A 15,366-nucleotide genomic window follows, 5' to 3' on the forward strand; every position below is an offset into this window, starting at 1 on the left:
ACTTTGGGCTGGGCCGCTATTATTCCGATTAACCACATGGGAAAAACCATGATGAAAAAAACAATGCCAAAGGATATTGAACGCAGCGCCATCAGGAAATTGACGCTGCATATTGTCCCCCTCATGATCTTGTTGTATTTCCTGGCCTTTCTCGACCGCAACAATATGGCCTACGCCGCCAAAGCGTTGGAAGATAATCTGGGATTGACCGCCTCGGCTTTCGGCTTCGCTTCCGGAATTTTCTTTATCGGCTATTTCCTGTTTGAAATACCCAGCAACGCCGGCACCATTAAATTCGGCCCGCGCATCTGGTTCGCCAGAATATTAATTTCCTGGGGCATCTTCGCGACCCTGCTCGGTTTTGTGCGCACGCCGCTGGAGCTGTATATTTGCCGTTTTATGCTGGGCGTGTGCGAGGCCGGTTTCTTTCCCTCGGTGGTGTATTACTTCACGGTCTTCTTCCCGGAAAAATACCGCACCAAAATTCTCGGCATGTTCATCATCGTCCAGCCGCTGTCCAACGCGGTCGGCTCGCCGATTTCCGGCTTTATTCTCAATATTCAGCATGACTGGTTCGGCTTCGCCCCCTGGCAGCTGCTGTTCATCCTCGAAGGGCTGCCGCCGATCGTCATCGGCCTGCTGATCCCCTTCCTGATCAAGAATTCGCCCAAGGACGTCGGTTATCTGAACGTGGAGGAAAAAGCCTGGCTGATGAGCAACGCCGGCCGCTCCAAATCCGGCTCAAAAATCACGCTGGGCGACTTCCTCAAGGGCATTAAAAACAGAAAGTACCTGCTCTACGCGCTGCTCAACTTCGGCATGGTATGCGGCATTTACGGCTTCGGCACCTGGCTGCCGTCGATCATCAGCGCCATTTCCGGCAGCGATATCTTTCGCGTCAGCCTGCTGGCGCTCATTCCCTACGGCCTGGCCGCGCTGCTGGTGTATCCGTGGAGCCTGTGGGCCAGCAAAACCAAAAAGCTCGGCGTGTTCGCCGGCCTCAGCATGGTGCTTGCCGCCATCGGCCTGATGGGCGCGGTGACGTTTTTTAAATACGACCCGTTCGTCGCGCTGTCGTTCCTGTGCATTGCCGCCATCGGCATCTACACCGCCGTGCCGCCGTTCTTATCCATGCCCGCCAATATCTCCACCGGCGCGGCCGCGGCCGCCGGGCTGGCGGTAGTGAGCTGCATCGGCAATATCGGCGGTTTCGTCGCCCCCTATGCGGTGGGCGTGCTGAACGATCTGACCGGCAGCAGCGCGCCGGGGCTGTTTTTCCTGGCCTCGTGCCTGCTGGCGACCGGTTTGATCTGCATTTTCTACTGCGCCAAACAGCGTGAAGGCGTCATCAATTCTTAACGAACCAATAAGGAGTCAATCATGGGCGATCTTGCGGGCAAAAAGGTCTTTATCACCGGGGCGGAACAGGGCATCGGCCGCGCCACCGCAGAGCGGCTGATCAAGGCCGGGTGCGACATCTATTTTCACTACCACAGCGACGAAAGCGGCCCCAAGGCGCTGGTGGCGCTGGCCCATTCACTCGGACAAAAGGCCGCCTACGGCTACGCCGATCTCATCGACACCGACGAAACGCTGCGCTGCGTCTCGGCCGGCGCCGAGTTTCTCGGCGGCATCGATATTCTGATCAATAACGTCGGCGGCATCGTCGGGCGCAAATGGCTGGGCGAGATCGATCGCGCCTTCTGGCAAACCGTGATCGACGTAAACATGACCACCATGCTGAACGTGACCCAGAGCGCGCTGCCGCACCTGAAGGCGGCGCCGAACGGCGCCAGCATCATCAACCTGGCCTCGCTGGCAGGCCGCGCCGGCGGGCACGCCGGCTCGCTGGTCTATTCCGCCACCAAGGGCGCGGTGCTCACCTGGACGCGCTCGCTGGCGGCGGAGCTGGGCGAGCACGGCATCCGGGTGAACGCGGTGGCGCCCGGCCTGATCCTCGGCACCCGCTTTCATAATCGCCATACCACCCAGGCATCGGCGGAGGAAACCGTTCGCGCCATCCCGCTGGGCCGCGCAGGCACGCCGGACGACGTGGCCCGCGCCATCGCTTTCCTGGCGGCGGAATACGACGGCTTCATCTCCGGCGCCACTCTCGACATCAACGGCGGCATCTTCCGCATGTAGTTCAGCTGCGGGCGGCACGGCCGCCCCCTATTCAGGAATCGCTTTATGATCAAATCCGCCATCACTCACCCGCCGCTGCTCGCCGCGCTGGCGCAATGCGGGCATAAAACCCAGGTGCTGATCGCCGACGGCAATTACGCCTGCGTGACGCTCGCGCCGAAAGACGCCACCGTGGTCTATCTGAACCTGGCGCCCGGCACGCTCGCCGCCCCGCCAATCCTGGAAAAACTGCTGGCCTGCATCAACGTGGAAAGCGCGGCGCTGATGGCCTGCCCGCCGGACTTCACCAACACTATCGAAGCCGAATACCGGCAACTGCTGCCAGAACATTGCCCGATCGAGCACCTGCCGCGCGAGGCGTTTTACGCCGCGGTCAAATCGGATCGGACGCTGCTGGTGATCGCCTCCGGCGAACGGCGCCGCTTCGCCAATCTGCTGCTGACGGTGGCGCCGGTGGTGTGAAAGAGGTAGGGGGTGTGAGGGATAAAATGAGGGGGCCAGCCCCCTCATGCCGTTACAGGTCAGCGACCCACTTCTCCAGTTCCCCCGCACGTTCCGCATCGATATAGCTGGTGGCCCAGCCAAACAGGTAAGCGAAGGCGAAAATGCCCACCGTCGACGACACCAGCGTCGGCGCGAAAAACGCGGCGATAGCGGAGAGCGTATACCCTGCGCCGATCGACAACCCGAGCGCTTCGAGCTGGTTGCGGAACGCTTTCCAGTTGCCGGTTGAGAAACCTTCAATCGCGGCGTTTACCAGATCCGCGCCCTTGATCGCCCAGTCCACCCCGGTGAAGACCTTGCCCAATACCCGCGCATTGCGGGCATACTGTTCCGCATCGATCATTTTCAGCCAGGCGACAATCGCCGCTTTGTCCTGCGCCTTGAGCTTTTTGTTCAAGCCCTTCGTCAATTGCTCGTAGGTTTTCTCCGCATCTTGCACGTTGCGGATATATTTTCCTTGAATTCCCGCCTCCAAATCCTTGGCGAGTTTGGCGTATTTCGCGCCGATCTTTTCCGCGATATCTTTATTGATACCTGCGGCCAGGCTGACGCCATCCTTGATGGCTTTTAATTCCGCATTTTGATATTCGACGAATTCCTTAACGATCGTTTTTACCGAGCCGGGTGATTTTACCGGCTTGCCGTTGGCATATTTCACCTCCATGGCATTCAGGTTATCCCCTCTCACCACGGCGATAAACGCGGGCCGGTTCTTATTGGCCTTATAGTAGAGGCTGTAGGTCGCCACTCCGTCTTGCTTTTCCACCTTCAAATGATGAAAACCGTAGTAACTCCCGGTGGTGCGGGTCGTCGAGAATTCGCCGGTTTTGCCGTTGCCATGCCAGCCGCTGACGGGCCGATCGCGATGCGAGTCTGTCACGAAACTGCCTAACGAAGAGGCGCCGATCTGCCCGGCATTCAGGCCATTGTTGCCGCCTTTGCCAGGGGGTGAGGATTTGCGCGCATGGCCGGTTTCGATATCCCCGATCGCCACTGTCACCCCCTTGGCGTTGACCCCCATCACCAGCCCCCCCAGGCCAATGTGCTTCGCCTGCTCGGCCGTCAAACCGGTGGCGGAAAGGCTCAGCGTGCCGGATGAGCTGACGCTTTCAATATGCAATTTCGCATCCGGGTTAATTCTGCGCGCCGCCTTAATCACCGCCTCCAGCTTCATGCGCAGCGCCGGATCGTTTTGGATCGCCGCTATCTGTTGCTGTTCCGGGCTGTTGCCAACGCCGGCGCCGCCGCGATCGCGATCGCCGGAATGGCCTTTATCGCCGCCCCCCGGCTCAGGGCCCGTACCGCGTTCAGAACTCCAGTTAGTCCCATCTCCTTTACCACCATAATTAAATCCAGGCATATGCTTTCATCCTTATTCCGTTTTATTTTTAAGATGCCGATATTCTCGTTTAACGCGGATTGACACGCGCATTATCCCTATCGGCAAACCGTTTTTAGCTGCCCGTCATTTATAAAAAACCGCAGAAATAAGGACAACGGATGGCGGCTGTCTGGTCGGTGAAACAAATAGGATCGCGTCTGCATAACCTGAATATATCGCCGCGGGTCACGCCTGGATGGCTGCGACCTGTTCAGAAGTCATTGGCACACGCCATGAATTGCAATTACAATCATCGCAATTGCAACTTAAAGGGAATGCTCCGCATGTCGCTTCAACGTATAACAATGCCTGCCGCCTCCGCCAGGACCAGAACCCTGGCCGAAGCTTGTATCCGCAAGATGGCCTCCGTCAGCCAGAACGCCGGCGCGGCGCTTCCCTCTTCCACCGCCTGGACGGCGGAAGCCTTGAGCGAACTAAACGCCAGTGGCAACATCTGGCTCATCGACGGCAGAAGGCGCGCCGAACCGCCGAGCTCCCGCTACGCCACCGCCTGGCCGCTCTGGTTTGGCCATCAATCAGAACGTTATGAGAAACCGTTGTTTTACGTCGTCAACACCCCTTCGGTGGACATGCTCCGCGGGCTTGAGCCGGAAACCAATCGCAAGGGGATTTTCATCAGCGATGCGGATACCGGCAGTACCGACTTGCCGAAAGGCGTGCAGGCCTGGTTCCCGCTCCAGCTCACCGCCATGCCGGACTGGCTGCCTTTCGATCCGGCCAATGCCCGGGAAACCGGCGCGATACTCCATCACGCCCTGCACGCGCTCTATCTGGAGGGAACGAGAAAGATGGTGTATCTCGCGACCAACGCAGACAATGACGCCCCCGCTTCCGGTGAGCCGTTTGTCGCAGAGCAGGCGTTCAAGGGGATGTATCGTGTCGCGACGGCGGCGGACTCGCCGTTGCAGGTTCGCCTGTGCGGCGCAGGCAGAGCGCTCGCCCGCGTTCAGCAGGCGGCTGAGGTGTTGAAAAATTGGGGCATCGCGGCCGAAATCTGGAGCTGCCCCAGCTACACGCGGTTGGCGCAGGATGCCGAACTCGCCGACATGCAGCGCCAGGACAGCGGCGGCGAATGCCATCTGAAAACGTGTCTGGGCGCCGGGAATGCCCCCGTCGTCGCCGTCACCGACTATTCGCATCTGCTCGCCAATCAGCTCAAGCGGTTCATTCCCGCACGCTTTGCCGCGGTGGGTTCGGATTCTCGCACCCGGGGCGAAATTCACTATCCACAGGCGGAATGGATTGCGCTATGCGCCCTCAAACTGCTGGCCGACGAGCAGAAAATTCCCTCGACGCTGATCGCCGATGCGCTGCGCGTTCTGCACATCACGCCCGATGCCTGATCACGCTCTGGCCAGCTGCATCGCGTTGTCCAACGCGTCGGAGAAGCGTGCGATCTCTTCTTCGCTGAACTGATTGAGAAAGTGGGTTTTGACCACCGCGCGGTAGATCTCCCACATTTTTTTCCGCAGGGCCTTGCCTTCCTCGGTGATGGTGGCGAAGGAGGCCCGACGGTCGTCATCCGAACGAAAACGCGTGACCAGCCGCTCTTTTTCCAGGCGATCCATCAGGCGGGTCAGGTTATAACGCTCAATCACCAACACGTCCGCCAGTTCATGCATGCGGCGCGTGCCGTTTTCCCCGCTTTCCAATCCCCATAACACGTCATACCAGGCGTACGCCGGCAGCCCCGCCTCCGACAATTGCGTTTCAATCTTTTTGATGATTGCCCGGTGCGCGCGCACGAAGGAGAACCACAGGTCGGGTTGTTTATCTGTCATGTCAGTTTTCTCGTCAAAAGCGGTGAGTTGCAATTGCAATTGTAAAGGGATAGAGTGGCTTTCGCCATTATTGCATTTGCAACTCTTGCATATGCAATTCAATAAATTCCTGTATCGCTCAGCGCCTTATCAGGTAAGTACATTTGGAGCTTTTATGAACCAACCCGCGGTAAAAGCAGATCTTGACCCACAAGAGACGGCTGAATGGCTTGAGGCATTTGAAGGCGTCGCCGACATCGACGGCCGTGAACGCGCGCATTTTTTGTTGGAAAGAATGGCCGAAGCCGATCAGCGAAAACACGGCGATTTCTTCAGCATGGTCACCACGCCGTACGTGAATACGATCCCGGTCTATAAGCAGCCGACGTATCCCGGCGATCTGGCCGCGGAAGCGCGCATCAATGCGTTTATTCGCTGGAACGCCATGGCGATGGTGCTGCGCGCCGGCAAACATTCCAACGTCGGCGGACACATCGCCACCTACCAGTCGGCCGCGGTGCTTTACGACGTGGGATTCACGCACTTTTTCCGCGGACGCACCGATGAGTTTGCCGGTGACATGGTGTATATCCAGGGTCACTCCGCCCCCGGCATTTACGGCCGCGCCTATCTCGAAGGCCGCATCGACGAGGAGCAGCTCGACAACTTTCGCCGCGAATCCGTGCGCCGCGGCCTTTCTTCCTATCCGCACCCCAGGCTGATGCCGGATTTCTGGCAATATCCCACCGTTTCGATGGGGCTGGGGCCGCTGACCGCCGCCTATCAGGCACGCTATATGCGCTATCTGGAATACCGCGGGTTGAAACCGCATCAGGGGAGAAAGGTGTGGGCGTTTCTCGGCGACGGCGAGATGGATCAACCGGAATCGCTGGCGGCAATTGCGCTGGGCGGGCGAGAAAAGCTCGATAACCTGATCTTCGTCGTGAACTGCAATCTGCAGCGGCTGGATGGTCCCGTGCGCGGCAACGGCAAGATCATTCAGGAACTGGAAGGCACCTTCAAAGCCGCCGGCTGGCAGGTGATCAAGGTGATCTGGGGCAGTGGCTGGGACAAACTCCTGCAAAAAGATCGCTCCGGGCTGCTGATGCAGCGCATGATGGAGTGCGTCGACGGCGATTACCAGACCTTCAAGTCGCAAAGCGGCGCCTATGTGCGGGAGCATTTCTTCGGCAAGTACCCGGAGTTGCTCGCGCTGGTCGCCGATCTGAGCGACGATGAGATCTGGGCGCTGCACCGCGGCGGCCACGATCCGCAAAAGGTGTACGCCGCCTACCATCAGGCGATGCATACCCCGGGCAGGCCGACGGTGGTATTGGCCAAAACGGTCAAAGGGTTCGGCATGGGAGAAGCCGGTGAAGGGCAGAACATCAACCATCAGCTGAAAAAAATGAGCCAGGATGCGGTGAAAGCCTTCCGCGATCGTTTGGGGTTGACGCTCCCCGATGCGCAGCTGGAAGCGATCCCTTATCTGAAGCCCGAGCCCGACAGCGCGGCGGCGAAGTACATCACCGCGACGCGCACCGCGCTGGGCGGCTACATCCCCGCCCGCTTCGGCCAATCCACCCCGCTGGCGATACCGGCGTTATCGCGCTTCGACAGTCTCCTTAAGGGCAGCGGCGAGCGCAACATGTCAACCACCATGGCCTTCGTCAATATCCTCGGCGCGCTGCTCAAAGACCCCAACATCGGCAAACTGATCGTGCCCATCGTGCCGGACGAGTCGCGCACGTTCGGCATGGAAGGCCTGTTCCGCCAGATTGGCATCCATTCCTGGCTCGGCCAGCTGTATACCCCGCAAGATGCCGGGCAGCTCAGCTACTATAAAGAGGCCAAAGACGGCCAGATTTTGCAGGAAGGCATCAACGAATCCGGCGCGATATCGACCTGGATCGCCGCCGGCACCGCCTACAGCAACCACGATGTCGCGACGATCCCGTTCTATATCTTCTACTCCATGTTCGGGCTGCAGCGGGTGGGCGATCTCGCCTGGGCGGCGGCCGACGCGCGCACCAAGGGTTTCCTGCTCGGCGCCACCTCCGGCAGAACCACCCTGATGGGCGAAGGCTTGCAGCATGACGACGGCCACAGCCACGTGCTGTCTTCCGTGATCCCCAGCTGCGTCTCCTACGATCCGACCTATGCCTATGAACTCGCAGTGATCGTTCAGAGCGGCATGCGCAGGATGTTCGTTGAGCAAGAGGATATTTACTACTACATCACCTTGCTCAATGAGGGATACCCGCAGCCGCCGATGCCGGCGGGCGTAGAGGACGGGATTATCCAGGGGGCGTATTTGCTCAAACAGAGCGCAGCGACAACCCAAGAGAGCCCGCGCGCTCAGCTGGTCGCCAGCGGCGCCATCATGCGCGAGGCGCTGGCGGCGGCGGAGCTGTTGGCCGTGGACTTTGGCGTCGCCAGCGATATCTGGAGCGCCACCAGCCTGAGCGAGCTGCGCCGCAACGGCATGGCGGCCGAACGCTGGAACCTGCTGCATCCGGAAGATCCGCCGAAAGTCCCTTATATCCAAAGCCTGCTGGCGGCGCATCCCGGCCCGGTGGTGGTAGCGACGGACTATATGAAGATCGTCGGCGATCAGATCAAACCGTTCTTGCCCGACCGCACCTTTATCGCCTTGGGCACCGACGGTTTTGGCCGCTCGGACACCCGCGAGGCGCTGCGTGAGTTCTTCGAGGTCAACCGCCATTTCATCGCGCTCGCCGCCCTGAAGCTGCTGGCTGACGAAGGCCGTATCGCCCGCAGCGAGGTCAACCGCGCCATGGCGCTGTACGGCATCGCCCCCGATAAGCCGGATCCGGCTGCGGTGAAGTAACACTCAGCCTACCCACGCCGCCGGTTGTCACCCGCGGCGTTTTTCTTCCTTCGATTCGGCAGCGCGCGGCGCCCGCTCCCCCAGCCGCACCAGCGGGATATCCGCCAGCCGGGTGGTGTAAGCCGGCGACAGCATGTCGCGCTTCATTTGCCACGGTTTGACGATCCCCTGCCCGGCGAACCATACGCGCCCGCGCCCTTCCTGATTCAAGCGATCGAGGGTCGCCATCAGGCGCTCGCTGTTGCGGCGCGGCGGGCAGTCGTCGAACAGGTCGATCTGTGCCATGGCGGCGGCGCTGAAATCCCCCAGCATCACGCCGCCCTTCAGATAACGCCGCCCCTCCTGCCAAATGCTCTCCAGCGCGCGCACCGCCATGGCGATGATGTCGCGGCTGTCGTTGCTCGGCGTTTGCAGCCGGGCGGTGCCCATATTGCTGTAATAGCCTTCGCCCGCCGAATGCGGGCTGGTTTTGATAAACACCGACACGTTGCGGCAATAGCGCTTTTCCTGTCGCAGCTTTTCGGCGGCGCGTTCGGCATAGCTGCAGATCGCCTCGCGCATGTGCGGGTAGTGCGTCAACCGCTGGCCGAACGAGCGGGAACAGATGATCTGCTCTTTCGCCGCCGCCTCATCTTCCCATTGCAGGCATGACTCGCCGCGCAGCTCACGTATCGTGCGCTCCAGCACCACGCTGAAGGTTTTACGCGCCAGTCGGGTATCGCAGTCCGCCAGCTGCAGCGCGGTGTGAATGCCCATCGCCTGCAGCTGGCGCGTCAGGCGGCGGCCCACGCCCCACACTTCTTCCACCGGAAGCAACGCCAGCAGTTTGCGCTGGCGCGCCGGATCGGATAAATCCACCACGCCGCCGGTGCCGCGCCATTTCTTGGCCGCGAAGTTGGCCAGCTTGGCCAGCGTTTTGCTCGGCGCAATGCCAACCCCGACCGTCAAATGCAGCTCGCGCCGGATGCGATCGCGCACCCGCTGGCCGAACGGTTCCAGCGCCTCGCAGCGCGCCACGCCGTCCAGCCGCAGAAAGGCTTCGTCCAGTGAATAGATCTCCACCGCCGGCGCCATCTCCTCCAGCGTGTCCATCACCCGGCGGGACATATCGGCGTACAGCGCGTAGTTGGAGGAGAACACCGCGACGTTGCGACGGCGCATCTCCTCTTTGATCTTGAAATAAGGCGCGCCCATCGGCACGCCCAGCGCCTTCGCCTCGGCGCTGCGGGCGATCACGCAGCCGTCGTTGTTGGACAACACAATCACCGGCAGCCCCCGCAGGTCGGGCCGGAAAATGGTCTCGCAGGAAGCGTAGAAGCTGTTGACGTCTACCAGGGCGAACATGGCTACTGACCCGTCATCGCCAGAGGACAGGCCGGCGTTATCGTCAGTGGGTTGTTATTCATAGCGGCACCAAATTACTGTTCATACATACAGTATTTGTATTTTTCTGGCGACGATCAAGCAGAAACAACCCCATCGCTGCTATCCGTTTGATGTACTTTGGCTTTTAACTCAGCCTCCGTTTACCCGGGGCCGAATTTTGCATTAACGGCGTACTTCTCGCAGATCGAAACGAATCGGAATGGTCACGCTGAATTCCAGCTGCCCCGCTGCGATCTCATTGCCGGGCGCGGGCAGTGGAGAAGCGCGCTGCGGTAGCTGAAGCGCCTCCCGATCCAGCGAAGCAACGCCGCTCGATCGCAATAGCTTCACACCCAGCACGTTTCCCTGCCGATCCAGCGTCACGGCAACCTGAACCACACCTTGGCGCTGTTGGCGTACCGCCAGGGCAGGATAGCGTTTGAAACGGCTCAAATGCGCCAACAGCAGGCCGCTCCAGACCGAGGCATCCTGACTCGGTTGCGATGCGACGCTGGTTTGCGGCGCGGCAACACGCTTTCCGTCCATAGACGGAGGCGCGCTGGTGCTTGATGCTCTTGAGCTTGCAGACGCGATTTTTTCCTGTTCCTCTTGCCTTGGGCTCGGCGGTTCCGTCTTCGGTTTGATGGGGTCGTTCCGTTGCCCTTTGGCCTTGCTCTGCCGCTCCGTTGCACGCGGCGCATGAATCAGCGGAGGCATCGCCGCCTCCGGTTCCCGATTTTCCTGCCGTTGCGCCACCGCCTGCACCTGGCGCACGCCGGTTGGCATCGGCTCCGTGTTGGGTGTCGATTCAGCCTGCTCGGCGACCATCATCAACACCATCGGTTGCGCCGCAGGCAGCAACGGTGGCATCAGGTGATAACCGAGCCCAAACAACAACGCACCATGCAGACCCAACGCCAACACATTGGCGGTAGCCCAGCGCCATCGCCCGCCTGTAGGGGGTAAAGAGAAATCGCCAGATAATACGTTGTGATTGAACATAGGGAACGGTACTCAGGTTAAGCGTAAAACAGACCAACGTACGCAGCGGTCAACGGCAGTCGGGGTATGTCAGAAAGGTCGTTTAGGCACGCGGCACCGGGCAGGTAACGAGAAAGAACAGGTCAATAGAAAAGGAAATTCCCTAATGGCAGAGTAAAAAACTTTAGGATACGGTGATGAAGTATTTTGACAGCATATTTACCCTAACCGGCAACGCGCCGGGCAGTGCCGCGATGACGCGCTCGGGGTCAGCCAGCGGGAACGCACCGGAGAGCCGCAGGCCGGCGACCTCCGGCCGGCAGCGAATAACGCCCTGACGATAACGCCCCAGCTCCATCAGGAAGTCGTCCAGCCGCATGTTGTCGGCCAGCAGCATGCCTTGCCGCCAACCGGGCTCTTGCGTCACGCGATACGGTTCGCCAATGCCTTGCCGGCTTAATCTGCCGCCCTGACCGGCGTTGAGCACCGCGTTCCGATGCGCTGGCGACAGGATCGTGACCCGGCCAAGATAAACGGCGATATCACTGTAAGTTTCCCACAGGCGAATGCTGAAGCGAGCAGCCTGCACCATGATCTCGCCCTGCGGCAACCTCACCGTCAACGCACCGCTTTCCGGCGGCAGATTCACCATCATTTCGCCTTCCAGCAATGTGGCCTGCTGACGGCTGACGTTGACCGCCGTTTGCGTGTTCAGCATCAACTGTGCGCCATCCGCCAACGCGACGGTTTGCTGCTCCCCCACCGCCGTACGGTAATCCGCCAGCCAGGGGCGCCATGGCAGCGCGCCCGAACCGACACCAACCGTCCCCACCACGCCGATGGCCGCCAGGCTTCTCAACAACCGGCGACGTTGCGGGTTCGGCAACTGCGACAGACTACGCTGCGCCGCCGCCCCGTTAAGCAGATAAAAACGGGATGAAAACGCGGCGATATGCCGCCAGGCGCGTTCATTTTCCGATTTCGCCTGATACCAACGTCGCCAGTTTTCCCTATCCGCGTCGCTTGCCTCTTCCGACATCAGCTGCGTTAACCACGCGGCGGCCTCTCGCGCGCTCTGCCGATCGATATCCGATTTCACCATGGGTTCCGCACCTGCCGTTACGCCGCCAATGCAAAGAAACAGTGCAAATTAGCGCGCTGCAGATATTGTTTCACCGAGCTGGTCGACACCCGTAAACGTTCAGCGATGTCGCAATAACGCATGCCCTGCAGGTGCGCCAACAGGAAAGCCTCGCGGACGTGCGCCGGCAATCCGTCCAACGCCTGATCCAACTGTTCGAGCATTTCGAGGGTTTGTTGACGAACTTCCGGCGAGGGCGCCTCGATCGCCGGCAACTCGCTCAAGGCCTGCAGATAGCTCTCTTCGATTGTTTTACGCCGGTAATAATTCGCCACCAGCCGGCGCGCCACGGTCGCCAGGAAGGGGCGTGGTTGCCGAATGGCAAGCAACTGCGGGCTCAGTAAAATACTGATGAACGTATCCTGCGCCAGGTCTTCGGCGTGATGCGCACACCCAACCTTCTGTCTCAGCCAATGGCATAACCAACTGTGATGCTCAAGATAAAGCTGTTGAGCAAACCCGTTGGCTGCCGCGGCCTCTTTCCTCGCCATTCGGTGACACCAATTGATAATGAGATTGAAAATGATAATTATTATTATTTTAAAATTGTAACTTCTGTGTCAAGCGATTGCTGATGATTTATAAACGGCGAAAAAGTAGGGAAATACGGGGGAGAAAACGTGAAAAGGGGCCTAAATGGCCCCCGCAGACAGGATCGTCAAAAACGCTGACTGACGCTGAACTTGATGTTGCGCCCTACGCCGGACACCGATTCGCCCAGGTAAGGGTAATAATCGCGGTTGAACAGGTTGTCCACCGCCACGCGGGCTTCGAAGCCCTGCAAGCCGCTGGGCTGCCACGAGGCGAACAGGCCGTGCAATGCATAACCCGACGTTTTCGGCAGGGCCCAGACAACGGCTATTGGATCGCCGTCGGCCGGTGAACGATCCTGTTTACGCACGAAATCGCCGGTCCAGCCGAAGGCCATGTCCCACCGCGGCACTTTCATGCCCAGCATCGCGTGTGCCGTAACGGGTGGAATTTCGGCAATCCAGGTTTCGTTGCCCCACGGATCGCGCGGTGAAGCGTCGCGTTTGCCGCGAATCGAGGAGAACGACAGGCTCCCGAACAGGCTTTCGCTGTCATAAAACGATTCGAGCTCCACGCCCTCAATGGTATAGCCCGGCAAGTTGCGATAGTTCGACAACGGTTGCCCACATTGGCCCCCGTGCCGTGCGGCGTCGCACACTACGCCGCGACGATAGAAAATCTCGTCCTTGCCGCGATTGCGGAACAGCGTAGTACGGATCTGCAGGCTGTCCCGCGCCATCAACACATCGTTGAAGTCCAGCACCGCGCCGAGACGAACGCCCGTCATGCGTTCCACCTGCAGGCCGCGGCTGGTACCGGGCACGCTGGAAGCGGCGTATTGCACTTCGTACTGTTCGTCGATCACCGGGGCGCGCCAGGTGCGGCTGACGTCGGCAAACAGGGACAGATTCGACGTCGCTTTCCACATCACGCCCAAATGCGGCGACCAACCGGTATAGGTCACGCTGCTGTAATCATGACCCACGAGCGGATCGCTGTCGTTATAGCGCGGCGCCCGGTTCGGTTGCCCGGTATTGGTCACATGATCGTAACGCACGCCCGGCGTCACGGTCAGGCTGCCGAAGCTGACCGCATCCTGAAGATAAACGCTGCGGGTTTCCTGTTCGCCCGCCGGCATATAATACGGCTGGAAATAGCCGTAGTTGTAACTGGCGTTTTTTACCTGCGAGGGGTAATACATCAGAGTATCGCGCTGATGTTTATGCCAACGCGCGCCGATCAACAGCCTGTGCTCCAGCGGCCCGCTGGCGAAACGGCTTTCATTGCTAACGTCAAATTGCCGATCGGTATAATTCACCCAGCTTTCATTGCCTAGCGTACCGAGATAGCTGAACTTTGAAGCGGAATCCGGCCGCTTGTCATGCTGCTCTGTCTTCGAATAGGCATAAGACAGCGTCAGATTCAGCAACGGCTGCGCTTCCGGCGCCAGATTCCATTTCACCGAGTAATTGGTGTCTGTCTGGTCGCGATACACCAGAATGCGACGCCACGCTTCTTCCCGGCCATATTTATCGATATCTGCCTGGCTGGGCGCGGCGATATCGTCCCGCTTGGCGGCAAAAGGCTGCCAGCCATCGGAGTCCGAACGCATCGCCGACAGCGTCAGGGTTTGCGCCTCGCTCAGATAAATATTGGTTTTTAACAGGTAGGAAGCCTGATCGTTGGCGGAATAGGCAAAGCGCGTGCCGTCCGGTCGCTTCAGATTGCCGCCGTCACGCTTGCTCATGTAGAGCAAACCGTCGGCGGATCCTTCCGGCGTACGGCCGTACAACGCGCCGCTGTAAATGCCCTGGCGATCGTTGGTGTGGTAGCTGTACTTCAGCAAGCCGCCAAAATCTTCGCCCGGCAACAGCATGTCCCCGGCATCTTTGGTCTCCAGCATAATGGTCCCGCCAAAGCCGCCATTGCCGTTCAACAGATTGTGCGGCCCCTTATCGACCTCAACCTTTTTCAGCAGTTCGGGTTCGATAAATACCGAGCCCTGCCGATATTTCTCAAATCCCTTCGGCGCGCCGTCCAGCACGACCTTCACATCTTCCATATCCCCCATGCCCCAGATATTCAGGCTTTGGCCGCCCGGGCGCGGCGAGCCCGCCATCCCTACGCCGGGCAAGCGATCAAGCAAACTGGCGATATTGTCTGCCTGCACGCGTTCGATGTCTTCTTTATCCAACACCGAACGGCCGGCGGCGACGCTGTCAGACAAACCGCCGACCACCGACAGTTCCGGTATCGTCAACGGCTGAACCGGCCCGGCGTCAACCAACCGATACCCCTGTGCGGTTTGCTGAGCGCGCAATCCGCTGCCCGCCAACAGCTTATTGAACGCGTCGGTGAGGCGATAATGTCCCTGCAGGCCCGCGGTGTTTTTTCCACGCGTCTGTTCGGGCGTGAAAATGACTATCACGCCGGCCTTCGCGGCCGCCGTCCGCAAGGCGGGCGCCAGGTCGCCAGCGGGAATAGCGAAGGAAAAGAGAGCGGACTGCTCGACCGCCGCCGGTGGCACCGACGTACCGGGCGCCGCCATCGCGGAGGTGAGCATGCCCGATAATGCGCACCCTACCCCGATAGCGACCCGCTTCCCGGCGGTACGTTTGGCTGATGTGAACGTACGCCCTGCGCCGTTCTTGTTTTTTATGGCCATGAAGGATTCCCCTGAGTGTAA

At 59.8% G+C, this 15,366-nt stretch carries 12 protein-coding genes; 5 read left to right on the plus strand and 7 right to left on the minus strand.

The window, feature by feature from the left end; genetic code table 11:
- Positions 1 to 123 precede the first annotated feature (123 nt).
- From ACSBQS_RS11175 to ACSBQS_RS11185, 3 genes are read left to right on the plus strand one after another with little or no spacing between them, the layout of a single operon-like run.
- Positions 124 to 1,359, plus strand: coding sequence for an MFS transporter (locus ACSBQS_RS11175; protein WP_232092545.1), 1,236 nt, complete (start codon positions 124 to 126; stop codon positions 1,357 to 1,359).
- Positions 1,360 to 1,380: 21 nt separating this feature from the next.
- The gene (locus tag ACSBQS_RS11180; RefSeq protein WP_042784898.1) at positions 1,381 to 2,145 is read left to right on the plus strand and encodes an SDR family NAD(P)-dependent oxidoreductase; all 765 of its coding nucleotides are present in this window, start codon (positions 1,381 to 1,383) and stop codon (positions 2,143 to 2,145) included.
- Positions 2,146 to 2,190: 45 nt separating this feature from the next.
- Entirely contained in the window at positions 2,191 to 2,607 is a 417-nt protein-coding gene (locus tag ACSBQS_RS11185; RefSeq protein WP_434990520.1) for an RbsD/FucU domain-containing protein, read from the plus strand.
- A 52-nt stretch (positions 2,608 to 2,659) separates the two neighbouring features.
- On the opposite strand, the gene ACSBQS_RS11190 is transcribed toward ACSBQS_RS11185, so the two are convergent.
- Positions 2,660 to 4,009 carry a colicin-like pore-forming protein gene (locus ACSBQS_RS11190; RefSeq protein ID WP_197666044.1) on the minus strand — a complete coding sequence of 450 codons (1,350 nt, stop codon included), beginning with the start codon at positions 4,007 to 4,009 and terminating at the stop codon, positions 2,660 to 2,662.
- Between the two features lie 305 nt (positions 4,010 to 4,314).
- Between ACSBQS_RS11190 and ACSBQS_RS11195 the strand changes: the two genes are divergently transcribed.
- A complete protein-coding gene (locus ACSBQS_RS11195; protein WP_042784900.1) occupies positions 4,315 to 5,394 on the plus strand; it encodes a transketolase-like TK C-terminal-containing protein in 1,080 nt (359 codons plus the stop codon).
- On the opposite strand, the gene ACSBQS_RS11200 is transcribed toward ACSBQS_RS11195, so the two are convergent.
- Positions 5,395 to 5,832 carry a MarR family winged helix-turn-helix transcriptional regulator gene (locus ACSBQS_RS11200; protein ID WP_033643576.1) on the minus strand — a complete coding sequence of 146 codons (438 nt, stop codon included), beginning with the start codon at positions 5,830 to 5,832 and terminating at the stop codon, positions 5,395 to 5,397.
- Positions 5,833 to 5,986: 154 nt separating this feature from the next.
- Between ACSBQS_RS11200 and aceE the strand changes: the two genes are divergently transcribed.
- On the plus strand, positions 5,987 to 8,662 hold the full coding sequence (gene aceE, locus ACSBQS_RS11205; RefSeq protein WP_342207660.1) for a pyruvate dehydrogenase (acetyl-transferring), homodimeric type: 2,676 nt from the start codon (positions 5,987 to 5,989) through the stop codon (positions 8,660 to 8,662).
- Between the two features lie 27 nt (positions 8,663 to 8,689).
- Here aceE and umuC read toward each other — a convergent pair whose 3' ends face one another.
- The 5 genes from umuC to ACSBQS_RS11230 all read right to left on the minus strand — a co-directional run bounded on the left by umuC (position 8,690) and on the right by ACSBQS_RS11230 (position 15,345).
- The gene (gene umuC / locus ACSBQS_RS11210) at positions 8,690 to 10,006 is read right to left on the minus strand and encodes a translesion error-prone DNA polymerase V subunit UmuC (RefSeq protein ID WP_434990525.1); all 1,317 of its coding nucleotides are present in this window, start codon (positions 10,004 to 10,006) and stop codon (positions 8,690 to 8,692) included.
- Positions 10,007 to 10,210: 204 nt separating this feature from the next.
- Positions 10,211 to 11,029 carry an energy transducer TonB gene (locus ACSBQS_RS11215; protein WP_232092527.1) on the minus strand — a complete coding sequence of 273 codons (819 nt, stop codon included), beginning with the start codon at positions 11,027 to 11,029 and terminating at the stop codon, positions 10,211 to 10,213.
- Positions 11,030 to 11,192: 163 nt separating this feature from the next.
- Positions 11,193 to 12,110 (minus strand): FecR domain-containing protein, encoded by a 918-nt coding sequence (locus tag ACSBQS_RS11220; RefSeq protein WP_434990526.1) that lies wholly within the window; start codon positions 12,108 to 12,110, stop codon positions 11,193 to 11,195.
- Positions 12,111 to 12,127: 17 nt separating this feature from the next.
- Positions 12,128 to 12,640: a sigma-70 family RNA polymerase sigma factor gene (locus ACSBQS_RS11225; RefSeq protein ID WP_025303329.1), complete on the minus strand. Its 513-nt coding sequence runs from the start codon at positions 12,638 to 12,640 to the stop codon at positions 12,128 to 12,130.
- A gap of 167 nt (positions 12,641 to 12,807) precedes the next feature.
- Entirely contained in the window at positions 12,808 to 15,345 is a 2,538-nt protein-coding gene (locus ACSBQS_RS11230; protein WP_434990530.1) for a TonB-dependent hemoglobin/transferrin/lactoferrin family receptor, read from the minus strand.
- Positions 15,346 to 15,366 lie beyond the last annotated feature (21 nt).

It is taken from the genome of Serratia sp. H402Y (assembly GCF_051172415.1).
In the GTDB taxonomy this organism is placed as follows: domain Bacteria; phylum Pseudomonadota; class Gammaproteobacteria; order Enterobacterales; family Enterobacteriaceae; genus Serratia; species Serratia ureilytica.